The sequence below is a fragment of the Nocardia sp. NPDC003963 genome (genome assembly GCF_053605105.1).
Map to the genome: position 1 here is coordinate 664,885 of NZ_JBSGIP010000001.1, position 19,584 is coordinate 684,468.

At 69.7% G+C, this 19,584-nt stretch carries 12 protein-coding genes; 5 read left to right on the forward strand and 7 right to left on the reverse strand.

The features are described 5' to 3' along the window. Positions 1 to 2 precede the first annotated feature (2 nt). Both ku and ACWEWT_RS03140 read right to left on the reverse strand, forming a co-directional pair. Positions 3 to 911, reverse strand: coding sequence for a non-homologous end joining protein Ku (ku, locus tag ACWEWT_RS03135; RefSeq protein ID WP_452555619.1), 909 nt, complete (start codon positions 909 to 911; stop codon positions 3 to 5). Continuing rightward, the gene (locus ACWEWT_RS03140) at positions 911 to 2,017 is read right to left on the reverse strand and encodes a lycopene cyclase family protein (protein WP_452555621.1); all 1,107 of its coding nucleotides are present in this window, start codon (positions 2,015 to 2,017) and stop codon (positions 911 to 913) included. The genes ku and ACWEWT_RS03140 overlap by 1 nt, the downstream gene beginning before the upstream one ends. 140 nt (positions 2,018 to 2,157) lie before the next feature. On the opposite strand from ACWEWT_RS03140, the gene ACWEWT_RS03145 reads away from it, so the two are divergent. Further along, on the forward strand, positions 2,158 to 3,657 hold the full coding sequence (locus tag ACWEWT_RS03145; protein ID WP_452555623.1) for an MFS transporter: 1,500 nt from the start codon (positions 2,158 to 2,160) through the stop codon (positions 3,655 to 3,657). A 154-nt stretch (positions 3,658 to 3,811) separates the two neighbouring features. Here ACWEWT_RS03145 and ACWEWT_RS03150 read toward each other — a convergent pair whose 3' ends face one another. The 3 genes from ACWEWT_RS03150 to ACWEWT_RS03160 form a co-directional block, all read right to left on the reverse strand. Then, positions 3,812 to 4,699, reverse strand: a complete 888-nt coding sequence (locus tag ACWEWT_RS03150; RefSeq protein ID WP_452555625.1) for a hypothetical protein — start codon at positions 4,697 to 4,699, stop codon at positions 3,812 to 3,814. Positions 4,700 to 5,020: 321 nt separating this feature from the next. Then, positions 5,021 to 5,908 (reverse strand): hypothetical protein, encoded by an 888-nt coding sequence (locus ACWEWT_RS03155; RefSeq protein ID WP_452555626.1) that lies wholly within the window; start codon positions 5,906 to 5,908, stop codon positions 5,021 to 5,023. A gap of 78 nt (positions 5,909 to 5,986) precedes the next feature. Continuing rightward, on the reverse strand, positions 5,987 to 7,465 hold the full coding sequence (locus ACWEWT_RS03160) for an NAD(P)/FAD-dependent oxidoreductase (protein WP_452555628.1): 1,479 nt from the start codon (positions 7,463 to 7,465) through the stop codon (positions 5,987 to 5,989). A gap of 248 nt (positions 7,466 to 7,713) precedes the next feature. On the opposite strand from ACWEWT_RS03160, the gene ACWEWT_RS03165 reads away from it, so the two are divergent. Next, the gene (locus ACWEWT_RS03165; RefSeq protein ID WP_452555630.1) at positions 7,714 to 9,198 is read left to right on the forward strand and encodes a cytochrome P450; all 1,485 of its coding nucleotides are present in this window, start codon (positions 7,714 to 7,716) and stop codon (positions 9,196 to 9,198) included. Positions 9,199 to 9,277: 79 nt separating this feature from the next. Here the strand turns inward: ACWEWT_RS03165 and ACWEWT_RS03170 are convergent, their stop codons facing one another. Together ACWEWT_RS03170 and ACWEWT_RS03175 are read right to left on the reverse strand one after the other, a co-directional pair. Next, a complete protein-coding gene (locus ACWEWT_RS03170; protein WP_452555633.1) occupies positions 9,278 to 10,156 on the reverse strand; it encodes a serine hydrolase in 879 nt (292 codons plus the stop codon). A 53-nt stretch (positions 10,157 to 10,209) separates the two neighbouring features. After that, positions 10,210 to 10,422 carry a hypothetical protein gene (locus tag ACWEWT_RS03175; protein ID WP_452555634.1) on the reverse strand — a complete coding sequence of 71 codons (213 nt, stop codon included), beginning with the start codon at positions 10,420 to 10,422 and terminating at the stop codon, positions 10,210 to 10,212. Positions 10,423 to 10,747: 325 nt separating this feature from the next. Here ACWEWT_RS03175 and recC point away from each other — a divergent pair, with 325 nt between their 5' ends. The 3 genes from recC to recD are packed head-to-tail and all read left to right on the forward strand — an operon-like array spanning position 10,748 to position 19,492. Further along, the gene (gene recC / locus ACWEWT_RS03180; protein WP_452555636.1) at positions 10,748 to 14,179 is read left to right on the forward strand and encodes an exodeoxyribonuclease V subunit gamma; all 3,432 of its coding nucleotides are present in this window, start codon (positions 10,748 to 10,750) and stop codon (positions 14,177 to 14,179) included. 43 nt (positions 14,180 to 14,222) lie between these two features. Further along, positions 14,223 to 17,573: a UvrD-helicase domain-containing protein gene (locus ACWEWT_RS03185; protein WP_452557649.1), complete on the forward strand. Its 3,351-nt coding sequence runs from the start codon at positions 14,223 to 14,225 to the stop codon at positions 17,571 to 17,573. Then, on the forward strand, positions 17,570 to 19,492 hold the full coding sequence (gene recD, locus ACWEWT_RS03190; protein WP_452555638.1) for an exodeoxyribonuclease V subunit alpha: 1,923 nt from the start codon (positions 17,570 to 17,572) through the stop codon (positions 19,490 to 19,492). The genes ACWEWT_RS03185 and recD overlap by 4 nt, the downstream gene beginning before the upstream one ends. Positions 19,493 to 19,584 lie beyond the last annotated feature (92 nt).

Genomic DNA, 19,584 nt, shown 5'->3' on the forward strand with positions numbered 1-19,584 from the left:
TGCTACGCGCCTTTACGTGTCCGTTTCTGCGCGGCTTTGCGCGCCTTCGGCTCGGCGGTCTTCCGGGCCGGCGTTTTCCGGGGCTGCGCTTTGCGGGGTTTCTTCTCCGTACCGGATTCGCCGCCGCCCGCGCCGCTGGCTTCGAGACTGCGCTGCAGCGCGGCCACGAGATCGACCACCTCGGCATCGGATTCCGCGGTGGCCGCCTCGGCACGTTCCGGTGCTCTTCCGTCACCGCTGGCGATGGCCTCGTCGAGCAGCCGCTGGAGTTCGACCTGATATTCGTCGGTGTACTGGCCGGGATCGAAATCCTCCGACATCGATTCGACGAGCGTTTCGGCCATCTTGATCTCCTGGGGCCGCGGTGCGGTGGCGTCCTCCAGGGATTCGAAGGAAACCGACCGCACCTCGTCGGGCCACAGCAGGGTCTGCAGCACCAGCATTCCGTCCCGCACCCGCATGGCCGCCAGCCGGGTCTTCTGGCGGAGTGTGAAATGCACGAGTGCGGTCCGGTCGATCCGTTCGAGTGTGGCGGCCAGCAGCACATACGCCTTGGGCGTGGTGGAGTCGGGCTCGAGATAGTAGGTCTTGTCGAACAGGATGGGATCGATCTGATCCGACGGTACGAATTGCAGCACCGGTATCTCGTGTTTCTCGGCGACCGGGAGCTTGGCGAAATCACCATCGGTGAGGACGACTTTTTCCCCGTCCGGTGATTCGTATTGTTTATCGATATCGGCGAATGTGACCGATTTCCCGCATACGGTGCACACGCGGTCGTATTTGATCCGTCCGCCGTCCTTGGCGTGGACCTGATGGAACCTGATGTCGTGGTCCTCGGTGGCGGTGTAGACCTTCACGGGGACGTTCACCAGGCCGAACGCGATCGAGCCTTTCCAGATTGACCGCATCACTCCATGATGACCGAACCGGGCCGCCGGGGCGAGAGGGGTCGCAGGCCGAGTGTCGCCGCCGCGAGCCGGGGCCGGACGCTGCCCGGAAGTGCGAAAAACAGCTCGGACATGGCGGTGAGCGTGCCGGCCGGATCGTCGCGCCCGGAGAGATAGGCGCGTTGCAGTTCGATATCGAGGTCGAAGAAGGTATCGAAGAATCCGGGTATCCGGTCCGGTGGCAGCGCCAGCAGGGCGCGCAGTCCGGCCTGCCGGATCCGGTGAACAGCGCGGGCGGCGGCCGTCCCTCCCGAACCACCCGCGGCGACGTTATCGGCCGCCGACAGCGCGGCCGCGACGCTGTACCCGGTGGCCGGATGCAGATATCCGCCCGCCGCGCCGAAGCGGCCGGCTCCGGGCTTGCCGCCGGTGACCGGGAAACGGACCCGCTCGACGGGTTCGTCGCCGAGCAGCGTGATATCCCGGGCCCGCAGCCGGTGGTGCAGGCGGCGGGCCAGCTCCCGGAGTCCGAGGGCGGGTGCGCCCACCAGACAGGTCTCCTCATAGAGGACGGTGCCACCGCCGAGCGGTACCGCGTACAGGAACGACGGCGGCGTTCCGGGCTCGGCGCCGTTGTCCGGGCGCCAGTCCATGAACAGCGCCGGCTCCGGTATCGCGTCGGCGGCCGGCATCAGGCCGAAGGCGGTCTGTTCGGCCCGGCGCGGGCGGCGCGGCAGCCCGCGGGCGTCGACGATCCGCCGCGCGCGCAGGACCCGGCCGCTGTCGAGGGTCACCGTATGTCGGCCCAGTGCTATCGCCCGGCCGGGCAGCACAGTGGCTCCGGTGAGGTCGAGGGACTGCTGGAGCAGGGCGGTGTCGAGTACCGAATACGGGCGGGAGATGATGTGCTCGCGCAGGCCGTGGGCACGGGGTTCGGCGACGGTGGCCGCGATGACGGCGGGGTCCAGCCAGGCAGGGAGCTCGTCGGACCAGGCGGCATAGGTCGCGCGCCAGCGTCGCCCGGGATTCGGGTCGACGACGAGGACGGACATACCGTGCGCCAGGCAGCGGTGGGCGAGTGCGCGCCCGGCCGGCCCGAGCCCGCAGATGGCGATATCGGCGGTCACCGACGGATCGAATCACGGCACCGCCGTGCCGCGGACGCCGGGGTGACCGTGATCATCGCCGTGGCACGCCGCCGCGCGGAACAGGAGCCCGTGGCGGGCGTGTTACGACTGGGTGAACCGACGAGCTGGAAGGACCATCGATGACGAACGTGGAGGCGGCGCGGGCCGCACCGGATACGAGTACCGGGCGGCGCGCCTGGTTCGGTCTGGCCGTACTCCTGCTGCCCGTGCTGCTGGTATCGATGGATATGTCGGTGCTGTTCCTGGCATTGCCCACCCTCACCGACGATCTCGATCCGACCGCCGCCCAGCAACTGTGGATTCTCGACATCTACGGGTTCCTCATCGCCGGTCTGCTGATCACCATGGGCAATCTGGGTGACCGCATCGGCCGGCGCACCATTCTCCTGGCGGGTGCCACGGTATTCGGTCTCGCCTCGGCGCTCGCGGCATTCGCGCCCAGCGCGGCGGTGCTGATCGCGGCCCGCGCGCTCATGGGGGTCGGCGGGGCCACCCTGCTGCCGTCGAGTCTGGCGTTGATCTCCAATCTCTTCCCGGACCAGCGGCAGCGTTCGACGGCCATCGGGGTGTGGACGGCCTTCTTCGCCGGCGGTTCGGCCGTCGGGCCGATCATCGGTGGTGTGCTGCTGCACCATTTCTCGTGGGGCTCGGTATTCCTGATCAATGTGCCGGTGCTGCTGGTCCTGCTCGTATTCGCGCCGCTGCTGCTGCCCGAGCACCGCGCCACCGCGCTGGGACCGTTGGATCTGCCCAGCGTGGTGCTGTCGATCGGCGGGATCCTGCCGGCGGTGTACGCGGTGAAACATATCGCGGAATACGGACCCGATATCGAGGCGCTGGGCAGTGCCGTCGTCGGTGCGGTCGTGCTGGTCCTGTTCGTGCGCCGGCAGCGGCGACTGGCCGAACCCCTGCTCGACCTGAGTCTGTTCGCCCGGGCCCGGTTCTCGGTGGCCATCGGATCCAGTACCGCCGCGATGATGTCGCTGGCCGGACTGAGCTATCTGAGCAGTATCTGGCTGCAATCGGTGACCGGACGGGACCCGTTGCAGGCGGCGGTCCTCGGGATCCCGATGGCCGTCACCGTGTTCATCTTCTCGGTGAACGGGTCGGCGGTGGGCCGAATGCTGGGCGTGCGATGGGCGTTCGTCGTGGCGCTGCTGCTGGCGGCGGCCGGTAACCTGCTGGTGCTCGGGATCGGCGCCGACGGCGGCGCGGGCTGGTATCTGGCCGGTTCGGCGATCGCCGGTATCGGCTACGGGATCGTGTTCACGCTGGTGTCCGAGGTCGCGGTGGCCGCGGTACCACCGGAACGGGCCGGTTCGGCCGTCGGTATCTCCGAGACCAGCTTCGAACTGGGCAACGCCCTCGGTCTCGCCCTGCTGGGTTCGCTCGCGGCGCTGGTCTTCCGATCCGGCGGCGAGTTCGCGCCGACCCTGGGGGAGACGATCCATCGTTACGGCGCCGATGCCGAAATCCTGGCCGCGGCCCGGGAATCGTTCGTCACCGGCGCGCATATCTCCCTCGCGGCCGGAGCCGGGGTACTGGCACTGATGGGTGTCATCGCCTTCGCCGTCGGCCGAGGAGACCGCGCCGCCCCGGCGACGGCCGGCAGCCGGTGAAGTCGGTCGGCCTGCTCTCGGGCAGGCCGACCAGGTGTCACACACTCGGCGGGGGTGCCGTACGGCACCTCGGCGAAACCGTCTGCCGCGCCGGATAGGCCCGGCCTGGGGCCGTCGGGTGTCCGGCGGGCACGCGCCTGCCGGACACCCGGGTTCACTGTGACGGTGTGCCGTACGGTGCGGCGGTATAGCCCTCGGCCGCGCCGATCGCCCCGCCGATCGCTGCGCCGGTGAGCATGGCAGGCGCCGCGACCATCGCGTATGCGGTGGTCGCGGCGATTACGGGCATGAACACCAGACCGGCCGGCATGAACGGTATGCCCACGACCAGACCCACCGCACCGCCGATCAGGGCAGCGGCCCCGGCGACCGGGGCCGCCACCGTACTGCCGACCGATGCGCCGATCGCCGCGGAACCCACGGTCTGCGCCGCCATCCGGTCCGACCGGTTCCGTTCCACACCCACCGAATCGTAGAAGGTCGCCAGCTGTGCCTCGGCCTGTGCGGCGCCGGTGTTGATCTCGCGGACATCGAACGGCGGCGCATCGATGATGACGCTGCCGACTCGGAGTTTGCCGGGCGGAGCCTCGATCGGCGCCACCGGCGCGACCGGTTCGGGTGCGTGCAGCTCACCCTGCGGTGCGAGGTAGGCAGGGTTCGGCACCGGGCGTGTTGCGAGGGCCGGCGCCGAGGCGGCCGGGTCCGTGATCACGGCCGGCCGTGGGCCCGGGGGCACCGCGGGTGCGGCATGGGTGAACGGCGCAGTGGCCGCGGTGATGGTATCGGTGGCCGATCGGACCGCGACCCGCGCCGCCTCCTGCACGGTGTCGGTGGCCGCGCCGAACGGGTCCACCGTGGCGATCGGGGCCGGGGGCAGCGCCGCTAGTGCGGCGGGGATCGGGGATGACGCGGGTGGAGCGGGGAGTACCTCGGCATTGGCGGTGCCGGCGCCGATCAGTGTCGCGATGAGCGGGACCGCGCCCGCCGCGACGACCGATCCGGCAGCACGCCGGGATGTGCCGGTTGCCCTGTGCTTACCCATGGTCGCCTTTCTCCGGTGATTGTCGGTTTGCCAGACATTCGTTCCGGAGGGCATAACGGATGGGTCGAGCCCGTTCAGCGGTCTTACAACAACAGGTGGCCCCACTTTTCCGGTCGCGGACCCGTCGTTGTCCGGCGGTTCGCCGGTGTGTGTTGCCGAGCTGCCGGAGTGACCGGATCCCGCGGACCTCCGGGCCGGGCAACCGCTTCGGGACCGGTTTCCTTCCGGTTCCACCCGTCGGCGCCCCGGACGGGTCACCCGACCCGCGGGCGACGCGATATCCCCGGCAGGATATCGGCCCGGGCAGGCCGCGGTGTGCGGCTACAGCGGGCCGAACGGCTGCGTTGTGAAACCGTCGGTCGCCCCGAACGCCGCGCCGAGTGCCGCACCGGCGATCACGGCCGGCACGGTGACGATGCCGTAGGCGAGGGTCGCGCCGAGTACAGGTCCGACGACGAGACCGGTCGGGAGGAAGGGGAGCCCGACCACGAAACCCGCGGCGGCGCCGAGCATGGCGAACGGGATGGCCACCGGTGCCGCCACCGCGGCACCGATACCGGCACCGATCAGCCCCGAGCTCATGGACTGGGCGGCGACCCGGTCCGCCCGGCCGCGGTCGATACCGGCGGAGTCCAGGAAGGCCGCCAACTGCTCTTCGGTCTGCGCGGCCCGGGTGTCCAGCTCGCGCACATCGAACGGCAGTGTCATCTCGAGATCGCCGAATCGCAGCGTGCCCGGCGGCGACTCGACCGGTGCGGCCGACCGATCGGGACTCGCCGCGTCGCCGAGGGCCGGATAGCTTTCCCCGGGCTCGATTCCGGGAGCCGTCGCCGGGATCGGATCCGCATTCGGCAGTGACCCCGGCACCGGATGGGTGAATTGTTCGGCGGTCGCGGATACGGCGTCGGTGACCGACCGGGCCGCGGCCCGGGCCGTTTCCTGGACCGCGCCCACGGCCGCGCCGAACGGATCCACGGCAGGGTTCGGTGCGGACGGGAGCAGCCCGGCCGGTAACGCGGGTAGTGAAGGTAGCGGAGGCAGCGCCGGAAGTGCGGCGGGAACGGCAACGGGCGCGGCCGGCGCGGGGGGTATCGCTTCGGCGTGGGCGGTGCCGGCGCCGATCAGTGTCGCGATGAGTGGGACGGCGCCCGCCGCCACGACCGATCCGGCAGCACGCCGGGACGTGCCGGTTGTCCTGTGCTTACCCATGGCCGCCTCTCTCCGGGGATAAATCTGATTGCCAGATATTAGCTCCAGAGTGGCGCCGGATCGGGGAGGTCGGCGGGTTCAGCCGACCTTGCGATCGTCACCCGGTTTCTCGGCCGCGCCCGTGTCGACGGCTTCCGCCGTGACGGCCGGGGTGCCGGGGGAGGGCGCGGGTGGCCGGCGACCCGCCGCGCCGCGCACGATCTCCTCGCCGGCCTCGCTGTCGCTGTACACCGCCTCCAGCGCCAGCCGGGCGAAGATCCACTGCTCGGTCGCCGCCATCTGGCCACGGGTGCGACCGAGGAAGGTGACGAACCATTGGAAGATCGTGGTGATCCGGCTCCGGTAGCCGACCAGGTAGTACAGGTGCAGACCCAGCCAGGCGAGCCAGGCGATGAATCCGCCGAACTTCAGTTTGCCCACCTGGCAGACGGCGCTGAACCGCGAGATCGTCGCCATACTGCCCTTGTTGAAATAGCTGAACGGCTTGCGATCCTGGGTCGTCTGCTTACCCGCGAGCTCCGACCGGATCTGCTTGGCGGCGTAGGTAGCGCCCTGGATAGCGCCCTGGGCCTGCCCCGGAACCCCCGGCACCGACATCAGATCGCCGACGACGAAGACGTTCGGATGTCCCTTCACGGTGAGATCCGGTTCCACGACGACCCGCCCGGCCCGGTCGACCTCGGTGCCGTCCGACTGGTCGGCGAGCATCTTGCCCAGCGGGCTGGCCTGGACGCCGGCCGACCAGACCTTGCACGCCGATTCGATCCGCCGGCTGGTGCCGTCACCGTCCTTCACCGTGACCCCGTGCGCGTCCACATCGGTGACCAGTGCGTTGAGCTGGATCTCCACGCCCATGGATTCCAGGCGCCGCTGGGCTTTACCGCCCAGTTTCGGGCCCATCGGCCCGAGGACCGCGCCCGCGCCCTCGACCAGGATCACCCGGGCGTCACGCGGATCGATGTTGTGGAAGGTGCCCTCCAGGGTCCGGTCGGACAGCTCGGCGATCTGCCCGGCCAGTTCCACCCCGGTGGGCCCGGCGCCGACCACGACGAAGGTGAGCAGGCGGTCGCGTTCCTCCTGGGTCTGCGCCACCTCGGCCTGTTCGAAGGAACCGAGGATCCGGCCGCGTAGCTCCAGGGCGTCGTCGATGGTTTTCATCCCCGGTGCGAAGGTGGCGAACTGGTCGTTGCCGAAATACGACTGCTGCGCGCCGGTGGCGACGATGAGGCTGTCGTAGGAGGTTTCCGTCGATTCGCCGAGCAGTACCGAGGTGACGGTACGTTTCTCCAGGTCGATCTCGGTGACCTCGCCCAGCAGCACCCGGGCGTTCTTCTGCTTACGTAGCACCAGCCGGGTCGCCGGGGCGATCTCGCCGACGGACAGGATGCCGGTGGCGACCTGGTAGAGCAGCGGCTGGAAGAGGTGCGTGGTCGTCTTGGAGATGAGGGTGACATCCACATCGGCACGTTTGAGGTGTTTGGTGCCGAACAGGCCGCCGAAACCCGATCCGATCACCACGACGCGGTGCCGGCCGTTCCCAACAGGTTGCGTGCTCATGGTCGCTCCTCGCCGGCGGTGGGCCGGTGCCGTGGTGATCATTTCCTGACAACGCACACGGTAGTAGCAGTACCCGTGAACGACATATCGAGATGTCCGTTGTTCACCCGCGGTGGTGCGGCAACTCACCACGATAGCCATTGCGTCGTGGTCACGGCGGGAGGCGGGATGATACCGATTCGGTGGAAACAGCTGAGCCGATGCAACAAAGACAATACGATGGGTACTGTCTCTCAGGAGGTTTCGCCATGGTCACCGTCGACCGTGCCGCCACGCCACGAGCGCGGGCGCGCACCGATACCGAGAATTCGGCGCTCATCGAGATACCGCACCGAAGTATGGTCGACCGTCTGCTGTTGAAGGTTCCCAACCGGCCGCGGACGCTGGCCACCCCGCCCCACGGTAGCGATACCGTCGCGGTCCGTGGTGACGCGGGCCTTCCCTATATGGGGCGCACCTTCCACTACATGCGCTGGGGTCCGGCGGAGATGCTGGACAAATACCGCCGCTTCGGGCCGGTCAGCATCAACAGTTCGCTGGGGATGGACCGCGTGTTCGCGGCCGGACCCGAGGCATTGGACGAGGTGGTGGGCCGCCGCCGCCGCGATTTCGGGCAGGGCTGGGACTACTTCATCGGGCCGTTCTTCCGCCGCGGCCTGCTGCTGCTGGAATTCGACGAACATATGTTCCACCGCCGGATCATGCAGCAGGCTTTCACCCGGGAACGCCTGGAAGCGCATCTCGCCGAACTGACCCCCGTGGTCCGGTCGAGTATCGGCCGCTGGGTGCCGGCCGGGCAGGGCGCGAGCAGCACCGTCCAGCTGTTCCCGGCGATCAAGGAACTCGCCCTCGATATCGCCGGTGAGACGTTCATGGCCGTCGAGGTCGGTGATCAGCGCAAGGATCTCACCGATGCCTTCGTGGCCTGTACCCACGCCGGGCTCGCGATCGTGCGCCACAACGTGCCCGGCGGGAAATGGCGGGCCGGGTTGCGCGGCCGCAGAGTACTCGAGGACTATTTCACCGCGATGCTGCCCGAGAAGCGGCGCAGCGACGCACCGGATTTCTTCTCCGGACTGTGTCATGCGCGGGCCGAGGACGGATCGGTGTTCAGCGACGCGGATGTGGTCAACCATATGATCTTCCTGATCATGGCCGCGCACGATACCACCACGACCACTGCCACGGCCGTCGCCTACTACCTGGGCAAACATCCGGAATGGCAGCAGCAGGTCCGCGAGGAGGTGCTGGCACTGGATCTGGACAACCAGTCTCCGTCCATCGCCGACCTGGAATCGCTGCGCAGCCTCGACCTAGTCGTGAAAGAGAGCCTGCGACTCATGCCGCCGGTACCGGGTATGGTCCGCCGCGCTGTCCGCGATACGGAGATCCTCGGTCACTACGTTCCCGCCGGAACACCCGTCGATCTCGGCTACCAGGTCAACCACCTGCTCGAGGAGCTGTGGACCGACCCCGAGATCTTCGATCCGCTGCGTTTCTCCGAGGAACGGCGCGAAGACAAATCGCACCGGCTGGCCTGGATGCCCTTCGGCGCCGGTTCGCACAAATGCATCGGGATGCATTTCGGCACCTTCGAGGTCAAAACGATCATCTCGGCGCTGGTACGCGATTACGAGTGGAGCTTCCCGGAGAACTATCGGATGCCGTGGGGTTTCACCACGATCCCGTTCCCGCGTGACGACGCTCCGATGCGGTTGCGCCGGCTCACCTGACGCCGGGACCGCCGGCCCGTGAACGACTCCGGGCCCCGTATCGATACGGGGCCCGGAGTCGTTCTACGGTTCGCGGCGATCAGCGGCCGGACAGCAGCTTCTCGGCGATGGTCGTATCGGTTTCCGCGCCCTCCTGGTAGCCACCCTCACCGTTCATCGCGGTCATGATGGCTAGCGTGTAGCGCTCACCCGCTCCGGCGAAACCGACCGAGTTGACCACCCAGCCGCCCTGTTCCTGCGACCAGCCGTTCTTCAGGCCGGGGCGCATGGCCGAACCGGCGCCCCAGACGCCCCAGTGCTGGTTGGAATCGACCCGGCGCATCAGGTCCAGCAGATAGCCGCGATCGTCCGGGTGCATCCGGTCCAGCACATTCGACATGAGCCGATCCAGATCGGCGGCCGTCGCCTTCTGGAAACCCCAGTTCGGGCGACCGTTGGGCGAAGGCTCGGGCCGGAGGCTGGTCATACCGTTCGCGCGGAACGCGTTGTTGAACGCCTGGCCGTCGAAGCCGGAGTACTTGTTCCACAGGATGTCGGTGGCCTGGTCGTTGGAGGTCGACATCATCTGCTCCATGAGCCCACGATCCTCCGGTCCCAGCGCGATCGCACCGATACGGGCGCGATTGAGCAGGTCGGAGGCGATGGCGAGCTTGATGGTGGACGCGGTCCACACCATATCCTCGGCATGCGGGCTCGCGTACACCGCGCCGGTCTGCCGATCGCGGACGACGAAACCGGTCACCCCCGGCCGGGTGTCGAGGTAGGAGTTCACCGCCTCGATGCGAGCGGCCAGATCGCAGTCGAAGCCGTTCGCGCAACCCTGGGCGTGGGCGTGCGGGACGGCATCGGCCGAGGGCAGGCCGGAGGGCACACCGGCGAACAGGATCGCGGCGGCGGCCAGGACAGTGGCGGGTGCGGCCACGCGGGGAGCCGCACCGGTGAGCTGGGGGTAACGCACGAGGAAACACCTTGTCATATCGGCGCTCCGCGCGCACGTTTTCCCCCGGACTGCTAGCGGACCCGCGCGGTCGCCTTCAGCGCGGCGGCGGCGCGGCCGTTGAGGCGGTAGCAGTGTTCGAAGGCTTCGGTGTGTTGCTCACGCGGCCACGTGTGCAGAACGACGGTGCGTCCGTAGTGTCGGGAGTTGACGAGCTCCCACCTGTCACCGGACCGGCGGACGGTGAATCCGTCTTTCGGGATCAAGGGCACAACCAGCGCTTTCATCGACGCGAACCAGCCTTTCGTGCGGTAACCGTTCCTCCCGGGCTTGCACTGTGACACAGCGCGTGCGCGAGATCGCGGCCATACGACCGCGTGTCGGTGACTCGTGTGCGCTAAATCACTGTGCGCATCGACTGGTTATCCGGTAGAAGCCGTTGGCGCTAGGGACATTCGGGTGATGATCTGCTGTCCCCGGGTTGTCCGGTCCGTCGTGGGGGCTTGGCGAGGGGTGTCGGAGGCCGGGCGTATAAACGGGTGGACGATGCGCCCGCCCGAGTCGTGCGGACGGGGCGGAGGATGGTGATCGGAACCGAGCGAAAGGGCGGAGATGCCGCTGCACATCCACCGTGCCGAACGCGCGGACACACTGGTCACCGCGCTGGCCGGGATCCTCGCGGATCCGCTGCCCGATCCCTTCGCCGCCGAAGTGGTCGCCGTTCCCGCCAAAGGGGTGGAACGCTGGCTGACGCAGCAACTCTCGGGTGTGCTGGGGATTTCCACGGCCGCCGGTGACGGTATCGCGGCGAATATCCGGTTCCCGATGCCGGCCGCGCTGGTCGAGGAGATATCGGCGGGCGCAGGCGGTCCGGGCCCGCACGACGATCCGTGGTCGCCCGACCGGACGGTGTGGACCCTGCTGCGGGTGATCGACGAATCGGTGCACGAACCGTGGTGTGCCGTCCTCGCCCGGCATCTCGGACTGGATACCCGCGGTGGACCGGAGGACACCGGCGCCGTGGGCGACCTCGCGGCCGATGCCGATCATCGCCGCGGCCGCCGATACGCGACCGCCGCCCGGTTGTCCGCGCTGTTCGACGGCTACGCGGTCGCGCGCCCGGCCCTGATCGCCGAATGGTCGCGCGGTGCCGATACCGACGGCACCGGCCGCCCGTTACCCGACGACCTGATCTGGCAGCCGGCGCTGTGGCGTCGGCTGCGCGCGGCCATCGATGCGCCGGACCCGGCCGAACGGCTGGAGACCCTCTGCGCGCGATTGCGGGCCGAGCCGGGAGCGGTGGATCTGCCGCCGCGGTTGTCCCTTTTCGGCGCGACCCGGTTTCCGGCCGCGCACCTGGCGGTGTTCACCGCGCTGGCCGAACACCGGGATCTGCATCTGTGGCTGACCCACCCGAGCCCGGTCATGTGGGACGCGCTGGCCGGTTCGGCTCCGAAATCCCTACGCGTCGAGGATGATTCGGCCACCCGGGTACGTCATCCGCTGTTGGCTGGGCTGGGCCGCGATATCCGGGAGCTCCAGTTGCGCCTGCCCGTGGCCGCCACCGATCGCCGATACCCGGCGCCGTCCGGTGTGTCCGCACCCGGCGCCGCGGCGGTCCGGCCGGGCAACGGTTCCGGCCGTGGTGACGAACCGGCGACGCTGCTGGAGTGTGTGCAGCGGCGTATCCGCGACGACGAATGGCCGCCGGAGCAGGGGGAGTGCGGCGCCGACGGCAGTGTGCAGGTGCACGCCTGTCACGGTCCGGCCCGGCAGGTGGAGGTGCTGCGGGAGTGCCTGCTCGGGCTCTTCGCCGCCGATCCGTCGCTCGAGCCGCGCGATGTACTCGTCATGTGCCCGGAGGTCGAGACGTTCGCGCCGCTGCTGCGTGCCGCGTTCGGGCATCCCGCGGCGGCGGCCGTGGAATCCCGCACCGCCGCAGGGCATCCGGGCCATCGGCTGCGGCTGCGGCCGGCCGACCGCGGCCGGGCGGTGACGAATCCGCTGCTGGGTGTGGTCGTGACCCTGCTGGAACTCGCCCGCAGCCGGGTCACGGTCACCGAGGTGCTGGATCTGGCGGCGTGCGAACCGGTCCGGCGTGCCTGCGGTTTCGACGACGACGATATCGAGCGGATACGGGAATGGGCGGTGGAGGCCGGCGCCCGCTGGGGTATCGGCCGGCGGCAGCGTGCCGCGTTCGGCCTCGGCGATTTCGAACAGAACACGGTGAACGCGGCGGTGGACCGGATCCTGCTCGGCGTCACTGCCGACGAGAGCTCGCAGGGCTGGCTGGATCGGGTCCTGCCGCTCGACGATGTGGACAGCAACGATATCGATGTGGCCGGCCGGTTCGCCGAGTACGTCGACCGGCTGGCCGCGGTGCTGCGGGATCTGCAGGGGCCCGCACCCGCCGCCCGGTGGTCGGCCGTGCTGGACCGGGCACTGGATCTACTGACCGAGGTACCCGAATCGCAGGCCTGGATCCGTACCGAGGCACGCCGTGAACTGGCGGCCGCGACCGCCCATGCCGGCGAGGTGGAGTTGCGGCTCGCCGATATCACCGGCTTGCTGCAGGGCCGGCTCGCGGCCGCGCCGGCCCGCGCCAATTTCCGTACCGGGGAACTCACCGTATGCGGCATGTCCCCGATGCGGTCGGTCCCGCACCGCGTGGTGGTATTGCTCGGGGTGGACGACGACGTCTTCCCGCGCGGTGCGGGCATCGACGGCGACGAGGTGCCGGCCCGCGAACCCCTACTGGGCGAACGCGATCCGCGCTCCGAGGACCGCCAGCTCCTGTTGGACGCGATCACGGCCGCCCGCGACACCCTGGTGATCGTGCACACCGGTGCCGACCCGGTGACCGGCGCCTACCGGCCACCCGCGGTGCCGATCGCCGAACTCCTGGACGTGCTCCGCGCACATATCGGGGCCGCGGGTATGGCGCGGCTGCTCACCCGGCATCCGCTGCAGGCATACGATCCACGCAATTTCGCCGCGGATCGGCCCTTCGGCTTCGATACCGTCGCGTTCGCGGGTGCCCGGGCGATCGGCGGGATACCGACTCCCCCTCCGCAACTGCTCACCCGGACCCTGCCCGGTACCGAAACCACCGAGATCGGACTGGCCGACCTCATCGCCTTCCTGGAACATCCGGTGCGCGGTTTCCTGTGGCAGCGGCTGGGCGTGCGGGTCCCCGACCAGGAGGAGGATATCGCCGACCGGCTGCCCATCGAGTTCGGCGGGCTCGACACCTGGGCACTCGGCGAACGGATGCTCGCCGCACGGTTGGCCGGTGCCGACCCGGCCGAGCTGCGGGCCGCGGAATGGCGACGCGGTATCCTGCCCCCGGCCGAACTCGGGCGGGCCGTGCTCGACGAGGTCGAACGGACCGTCGAGACCCTGGTTCGTGCGGCCGGTCCGGACTACACCCAGCCACCACGCGATATCGATATCGCGCTCGATCTCGGCGACGGCCGCCGGCTCACCGGCACGGTCGCCGATGTGCGCGGGGAACTGCTGGTACGGACCACCTATTCACGGGTCGCGCCGAAACACCGGATCGCGGCGTGGGTTTCGCTGCTGGCGCTGGCGGTCACCGATGAACGATCCTGGCGTGCCGCGGTCACCGGCCGGGGTCGATTCCCGACCCCGGCCTGGCGCGCCGAGCTCACCGCCCCCGGTGCGGCCGACGCCACGGCCATGTTGCGCACCCTGGTCGCGCTGCGCGATACCGGTCTCACCGAACCGCTGCCCATCTCCACGGCCACCACCGCGGCCTATGCCGAAGCGCGGTATCGGCGGCTCACCCCGGAGGAGGCGATCGCCGCCGCCGACCGCGAATTCGGTGGCGGCGACAAGACCCGCGATTTCGCCGAACACACCGACCGCAATCTGCGCTACGTCTGGGGTCCGGCCCCGGACCTGCGTGATCTCACCGCGGCGCCCGCACCCGCCGGCGAACCCGTGGAGAACACCCGTTTCGGGTCGATCGCCCGCCGGCTGTGGGTACCCCTGCTGCGTGCCGAACAGCAGGGGGCGCCGTGAGTACCGGGTATACGCGCAGCAGCGGGACGGAGCAGAAGTGACGATCACGACCGCGACGACCACGACGGACGCCCCCGGAAACGCGTTCGAACTGTGCGGCCCGCTGCCGCAGGGCACCACTGTGCTGGAGGCGAGCGCCGGAACCGGTAAGACCTATGCCATCGTCGGGCTGGCCGTCCGCTATGTCGCCGAGGCCGGCGTGGACATCTCCCGCCTGCTGCTGGTGACCTTCAGCCGGGCCGCGACCCAGGAACTGCGCGAACGCACTCGCGATCGGTTCGTCGCCGTGACCGCCGCGCTCGCCGATCCGGACGCCGCCCGGAGCTCCTCCGACGAGCTGATCCGGCATCTGGCCGACGCGGATCCCGCGGAGGTCGGTGCCCGCCGCACCCGGCTGCGTGCCGCGCTCTCCGATTTCGACGCCGGAGTCATCGCCACCACGCACAGTTTCTGTCAGCGCATGCTGGCCGAACTCGGCCTGGCCGGCGATCACGAGCCCGGAGCCCGGCTGGTGGAAGAGGCCGACGATCTCATCCGTACCGTCGTCGACGATCTGTACCTGAGCCGTTACGCGCGTACCCGGGCACCGTTCTCGGTGAAACAGGCCCACCGGTTCGCGTCGGCGGCGGTGCGGGACAGACAGGCCCGGCTCGCCCCCGATACCGATGACGCCTCGGCGGAACGTATTTCCTTCGCGACCGCGGTCCGCGCCGAAACCGAACGCCGCAAACGTCTCGCCGGTCTGCGCGATTTCGACGATCTGCTGGTGTTGTTGCGCGATATCCTCGCCGATCCGGCCCGCGGCCCGGCCGCGTGCCGCCGTATCCGCGATCGCTACCGGGTGGTCCTCGTCGACGAATTCCAGGACACCGATCCATTGCAGTGGGAGATCCTGCACCGGGCGTTCCACGAGCACAATCCGCTGGTGCTGGTGGGCGACCCCAAACAGGCGATCTACGCGTTCCGGGGCGCGGAGGTCCTGAGCTACCTGGACGCGGTGGGGCATGCCACCGCGCGCCGGGAACTCACCACGAACAGGCGCAGTGACGCCGGACTGCTCGCCGCGCTCGAACAGCTGCTGGGTGGTGCGGCACTGGGTCACGACGAGATCGTGGTGCCCGCGGTCACCCCCACCCAGCCGTGGACCAGGTTGCGCGGTCCGGCCGAGCTCATCACGCCGCTGCGGTTGCGATGCCTGCCCCGCACGGGTGCGGGACCACGCGGCGCCTCCGGATTCCCGAACATCCATCGGCAACGGGCCCGGGTCGCGGCCGATCTGGCCGCCGATATCGTCGCGCTTCTCGAATCCGGCACGGTCCTGACGGACGCCCCCCGACCCCGGCCCGCCGAGCGGGACCCGGACGCTGCCGCCACCGGCGAACGAGCGATCGGACCCGGCGATATCGCGGTGCTGGTCCGCACCCACACTCAGCTCGAGGTGGTGCGCTCCGCGCTCGAACGAGCCGGTGTCCCCGTAGTGCTGGCGAGTGGCAGCAGTATCTTCGCCACCCGCAGCGCTACCGATTGGCTGTGGGTGTTGCGGGCCCTGGAACAACCGCATCGCGCGGACCGGGTGCGGCTGGCGGCGCTGACCCCGCTGTTCGGGTATACCGGCGCCGACCTCGACAGCGGGGGAGCGGATCTGGTCGGCCGGGTCAGTGCCGAATTACGTGACGCGGCACGGTTGTTCGCCCGTGCGGGATTCGCTGCCGTTTTCGACGAACTCGCCACCGGGACCCGGCTGGCACCGCGGTTGCTCACCGTCGAACACGGCGAACGGCGGCTCACCGACCTCCGGCACCTCGCCCAGCTGCTGGACGAGGTGTCGGTGACCGAAGGGATGGGTCTCACCGCGCTGACCCGGTGGCTGGCCGACCGGGTGCGCGAACCCGCGTCCGGGTCGGTGCCCGGCCGCGGCCGGCGCCTGGACCGCGATATCGCGGCGGTGCAGATCGCGACGGTGCACGCCAGCAAGGGTCTCGAATTCCCGGTCGTCTACCTGCCGTTCGCCTGGGACAGCTCCGCGGATCCCAAACCCGCCACCCTGCTGATGCACGACGAGGACGCCCGGGTGCTGGATATCGGAGGTCCCGATGCCCCGGGGTACCCGGCCCGTAAGGAACGCGCCGACAGCGAATCCGCGGGTGAGGAACTGCGCCTCTGCTATGTGGCGCTGACCCGGGCGTGCTGTCAGGTGGTCGCCTGGTGGGCGCCTTCGTTCGGTACCGCGATCGCGCCGCTGCACCGCTTGCTGTTCGGCCGTTCACCGGATGCGGCGCGACCGAGCGTACGGGCTGCCGTTCCGGACGACGGCGCGGTGGTCGATCGGCTGCGCGCTCGGGCTGCCGGTGCGGGCGAGTCGATTTCGGTGACCGCCGCGGACCCCGCCGCCGACCCTCCGGTGTACCGACCCTGGGGCGATACCGGATCCGGTGCCGTGGCCGTGGCCACCTTCGACCGCGAGATCGACGAGTACTGGCGGCGCACCTCCTATTCGGCACTCACCGCGACCGCCCACGCGGTGGCGCCGGAGTCCGAACCGGAGGACGCCCCCGGCCCCGGTGACGAGCCCGAGGTCCCCGCCCCCCTGGCCGAACCCGAACCCGGCGTGCCGTCGCTGATGAACGATCTGCCCTACGGCGCGGAGTTCGGCACGCTGGTGCACGGCGTGCTGGAGCTGGTGGATACCGGTGCCGCCGATCTGGTCGCCGAGGTGCGGGCGCGCTGCACCGAATCGATCGGTGAGATGCTCTCCGCCGCCGACCCGGAGCTGCTGACGACGGCGCTGGTGGAGGTACTGCGGACCCCGATCGGGTTCGGCGCTCTCGCCGATATCCCCGGCCGGGACCGCCTGTGTGAACTGGAATTCGAATTACCGCTGGCCGGTGGCGACAATCCGGCCGGCGCGGCCGCCACTCTGCGGGGTATCGCCGCCACCGTCCGCGCGCATCTGGACCCCGGCGACGATTTCCACAGCTACGCGGACGAACTCGACACCCTCGACGATCTTCCGTTGCGCGGGTATCTCACCGGCAGTATCGACGCGGTACTGCGTACCCCGGACGGACGCTGTGTCGTGGTGGACTACAAGACGAACCGGCTGGGGACCGGTGATCTGACGGTCGCCCACTACACCCGGGAACGCATGCTCGCGGAGATGGTCCGCTCGCACTATCCCTTGCAGGCGCTGCTCTATTCGGTCGCGCTGCACCGGTACCTGCGCTGGCGACTGCCCGGATACGACCCGGCGGTGCACCTGGGCGGTATCCGCTATCTCTTCGTGCGCGGCATGATCGGGCCGGAGACCCCCGCGGGTGCCGGTGTTTTCGACTGGACCCCGCCACCCGGGCTGATCATCGCGCTGTCGGATCTACTCGCCGGAGGTGGTTCGTGATACCCATCCGGGTAGCGCAACGGGGGACCGGGATATTGCGCGAATTCAACGAGGCGGGAGTCCTGTCGGCCGCCGATGTGCACGTCGCCGAACGATTGGGCCGGCTCGGCGGAGAAGACCGGGAACTGGTGCTGTTCGCCGCCGCCCTGGCCGTTCGCGCGGTGCGGTCGGGGTCGGTATGCCTGGATCTCACCCGGATGCGTGATATCGGTGTGGACGCCGACGAGGAACGTACGGAACTACCGGTGGATCCCGCGGAGCTGCCGTGGCCCGACGAGGCGGGGGTCGTCGCGGCGTTGCGGGTGAGTCCGCTGGTCCTGGGCGGTCCGAACGGTCCGTTGCGCCCGCTGCGGCTCACCGATCCGTCCCGTCCGGAGACCGGCCCGCTGCTCTACCTGGATCGCTATTACCAGCAGGAACAGATCATCCGGCGAGTGCTCACCGCCCGGGCCGCCGATCATCCGCACAGCGACCCCGCCGTGGTGCGCCGCGAACTCGACCGGCTGTTCGGTGCGGCGGAAGGGGGCGTGGACCGGCAGCGTATCGCCGCCGCGCTCGCCGCCACCCACTGGACCACCGTCGTCGCCGGCGGGCCCGGCACCGGTAAGACTCACACCATCGCCCGGATCCTGGCATTGCTCGTCGCCCAGCATGCCGCCGGTCCCGGCGGTGGTGGTGCGCCGCCGCGGATCGCGCTGGCCGCGCCCACGGGTAAGGCCGCGGCCCGATTGCAGGAGGCCGTCCGGGATCAGGCGCCCGCCCTGGGCCTGCCGGAGTTGTCGGCCGCGACCCTGCACCGGCTGCTGGGCTGGCAACGCGGGCGCGCCACCCGGTTCCGCTATCACGAACACAATCGGCTGCCCTACGACGTGGTGGTCGTGGACGAGACATCCATGGTCTCGCTGACCATGATGAGCAGGCTGCTGGCGGCGCTGCGGCCCGATACCCGGCTCGTCCTGGCGGGCGATCCGGATCAGCTCGCCTCGGTCGATGCCGGGGCGGTCCTCGCCGATCTGGTGGCCGCACCGTTTCCCGGGAGCGCCGACCCCGCGTTCGAGGAGGTGCTGGGCGCCGAACTCGCGGCAGCGGAGGGTGCTCCGGAAATGGAATCGGGAGATACCGAAACACTCACCGAACTGGAACGGGACCGGTTACGCGGCGGGATCGTCCGGCTGACCCGCGGCCGCCGGTTCGGCGGCCGGATCGCCGATCTCGCCGTCGCCGTGCGGGCCGGTGATACCGAAGCCGCGCTGGCATTGCTGCGGGCCGGCGGCGAGATGCTCGAGCTGCGCGGTCCGGACGATCTCGCCGCCGTCCGTGCCGATATCGTCACGACGGCGCAGCGGGTCGGTACCGCCGCGCGTGCCGGTGACGCGGCGGCCGCGCTGGGCGCCTTCGAATCCCATCGTCTGCTGTGCGCGCACCGGCGTGGACCGTACGGCGTCGAACAGTGGGATCGGCTCGCGGCCGAATGGGCCGCGGTGTCGGGTTCGGGTCCGGAAAACCGTTACGGCACCTGGTATCCCGGCCAGCCGCTGCTGGTGACCGCGAACGATCACGAGGCCCGGATCTACAACGGTGACACCGGAGTGGTGGTATCCCGGCCGGACGGATCGCTGCGGGTGGCGCTACAGCGGGGGGACGAGCCGTATCTGGTCCACCCGACTCAGTTCCCCGCGGTGGTCACGGTTTTCGCCATGACCATCCATCGCAGCCAGGGCAGCCAGTACGACGCGGTGACCATCGTCCTGCCGGAGCCGGGTTCGAGTCTGCTCACCCGGGAGTTGCTCTACACCGCGATCACCCGCGCGCGTCGGCACGTCCGCATCCTGGGGACCGAGGAGGCCATTCGCGCGGCGATCGACCGGCACGTGCTGCGCGCCAGCGGCCTGAGTCTGGACGATATGGGTCCGGTATGAAACCGGGCCGGGGGCCGGAGTCGTGACATTTCGGGTCGAGTAGACCTGATTCACCCGCTTCGCCGGCCATCGAGTCGCACCGGTCGGAGGTC

Excerpts from the sequence above, each read along its gene's own strand:
- ku (WP_452555619.1), bottom strand. The coding sequence starts at position 911 with ATGCGGTCAATCTGGAAAGGCTCGATCGCGTTCGGCCTGGTGAACGTC.
- ACWEWT_RS03145 (WP_452555623.1), top strand. The coding sequence starts at position 2,158 with ATGACGAACGTGGAGGCGGCGCGGGCCGCACCGGATACGAGTACCGGG.
- ACWEWT_RS03150 (WP_452555625.1), bottom strand. The coding sequence starts at position 4,699 with ATGGGTAAGCACAGGGCAACCGGCACATCCCGGCGTGCTGCCGGATCG.
- ACWEWT_RS03155 (WP_452555626.1), bottom strand. The coding sequence starts at position 5,908 with ATGGGTAAGCACAGGACAACCGGCACGTCCCGGCGTGCTGCCGGATCG.
- ACWEWT_RS03160 (WP_452555628.1), bottom strand. The coding sequence starts at position 7,465 with ATGAGCACGCAACCTGTTGGGAACGGCCGGCACCGCGTCGTGGTGATC.
- ACWEWT_RS03165 (WP_452555630.1), top strand. The coding sequence starts at position 7,714 with ATGGTCACCGTCGACCGTGCCGCCACGCCACGAGCGCGGGCGCGCACC.
- ACWEWT_RS03175 (WP_452555634.1), bottom strand. The coding sequence starts at position 10,422 with ATGAAAGCGCTGGTTGTGCCCTTGATCCCGAAAGACGGATTCACCGTC.
- recC (WP_452555636.1), top strand. The coding sequence starts at position 10,748 with ATGCCGCTGCACATCCACCGTGCCGAACGCGCGGACACACTGGTCACC.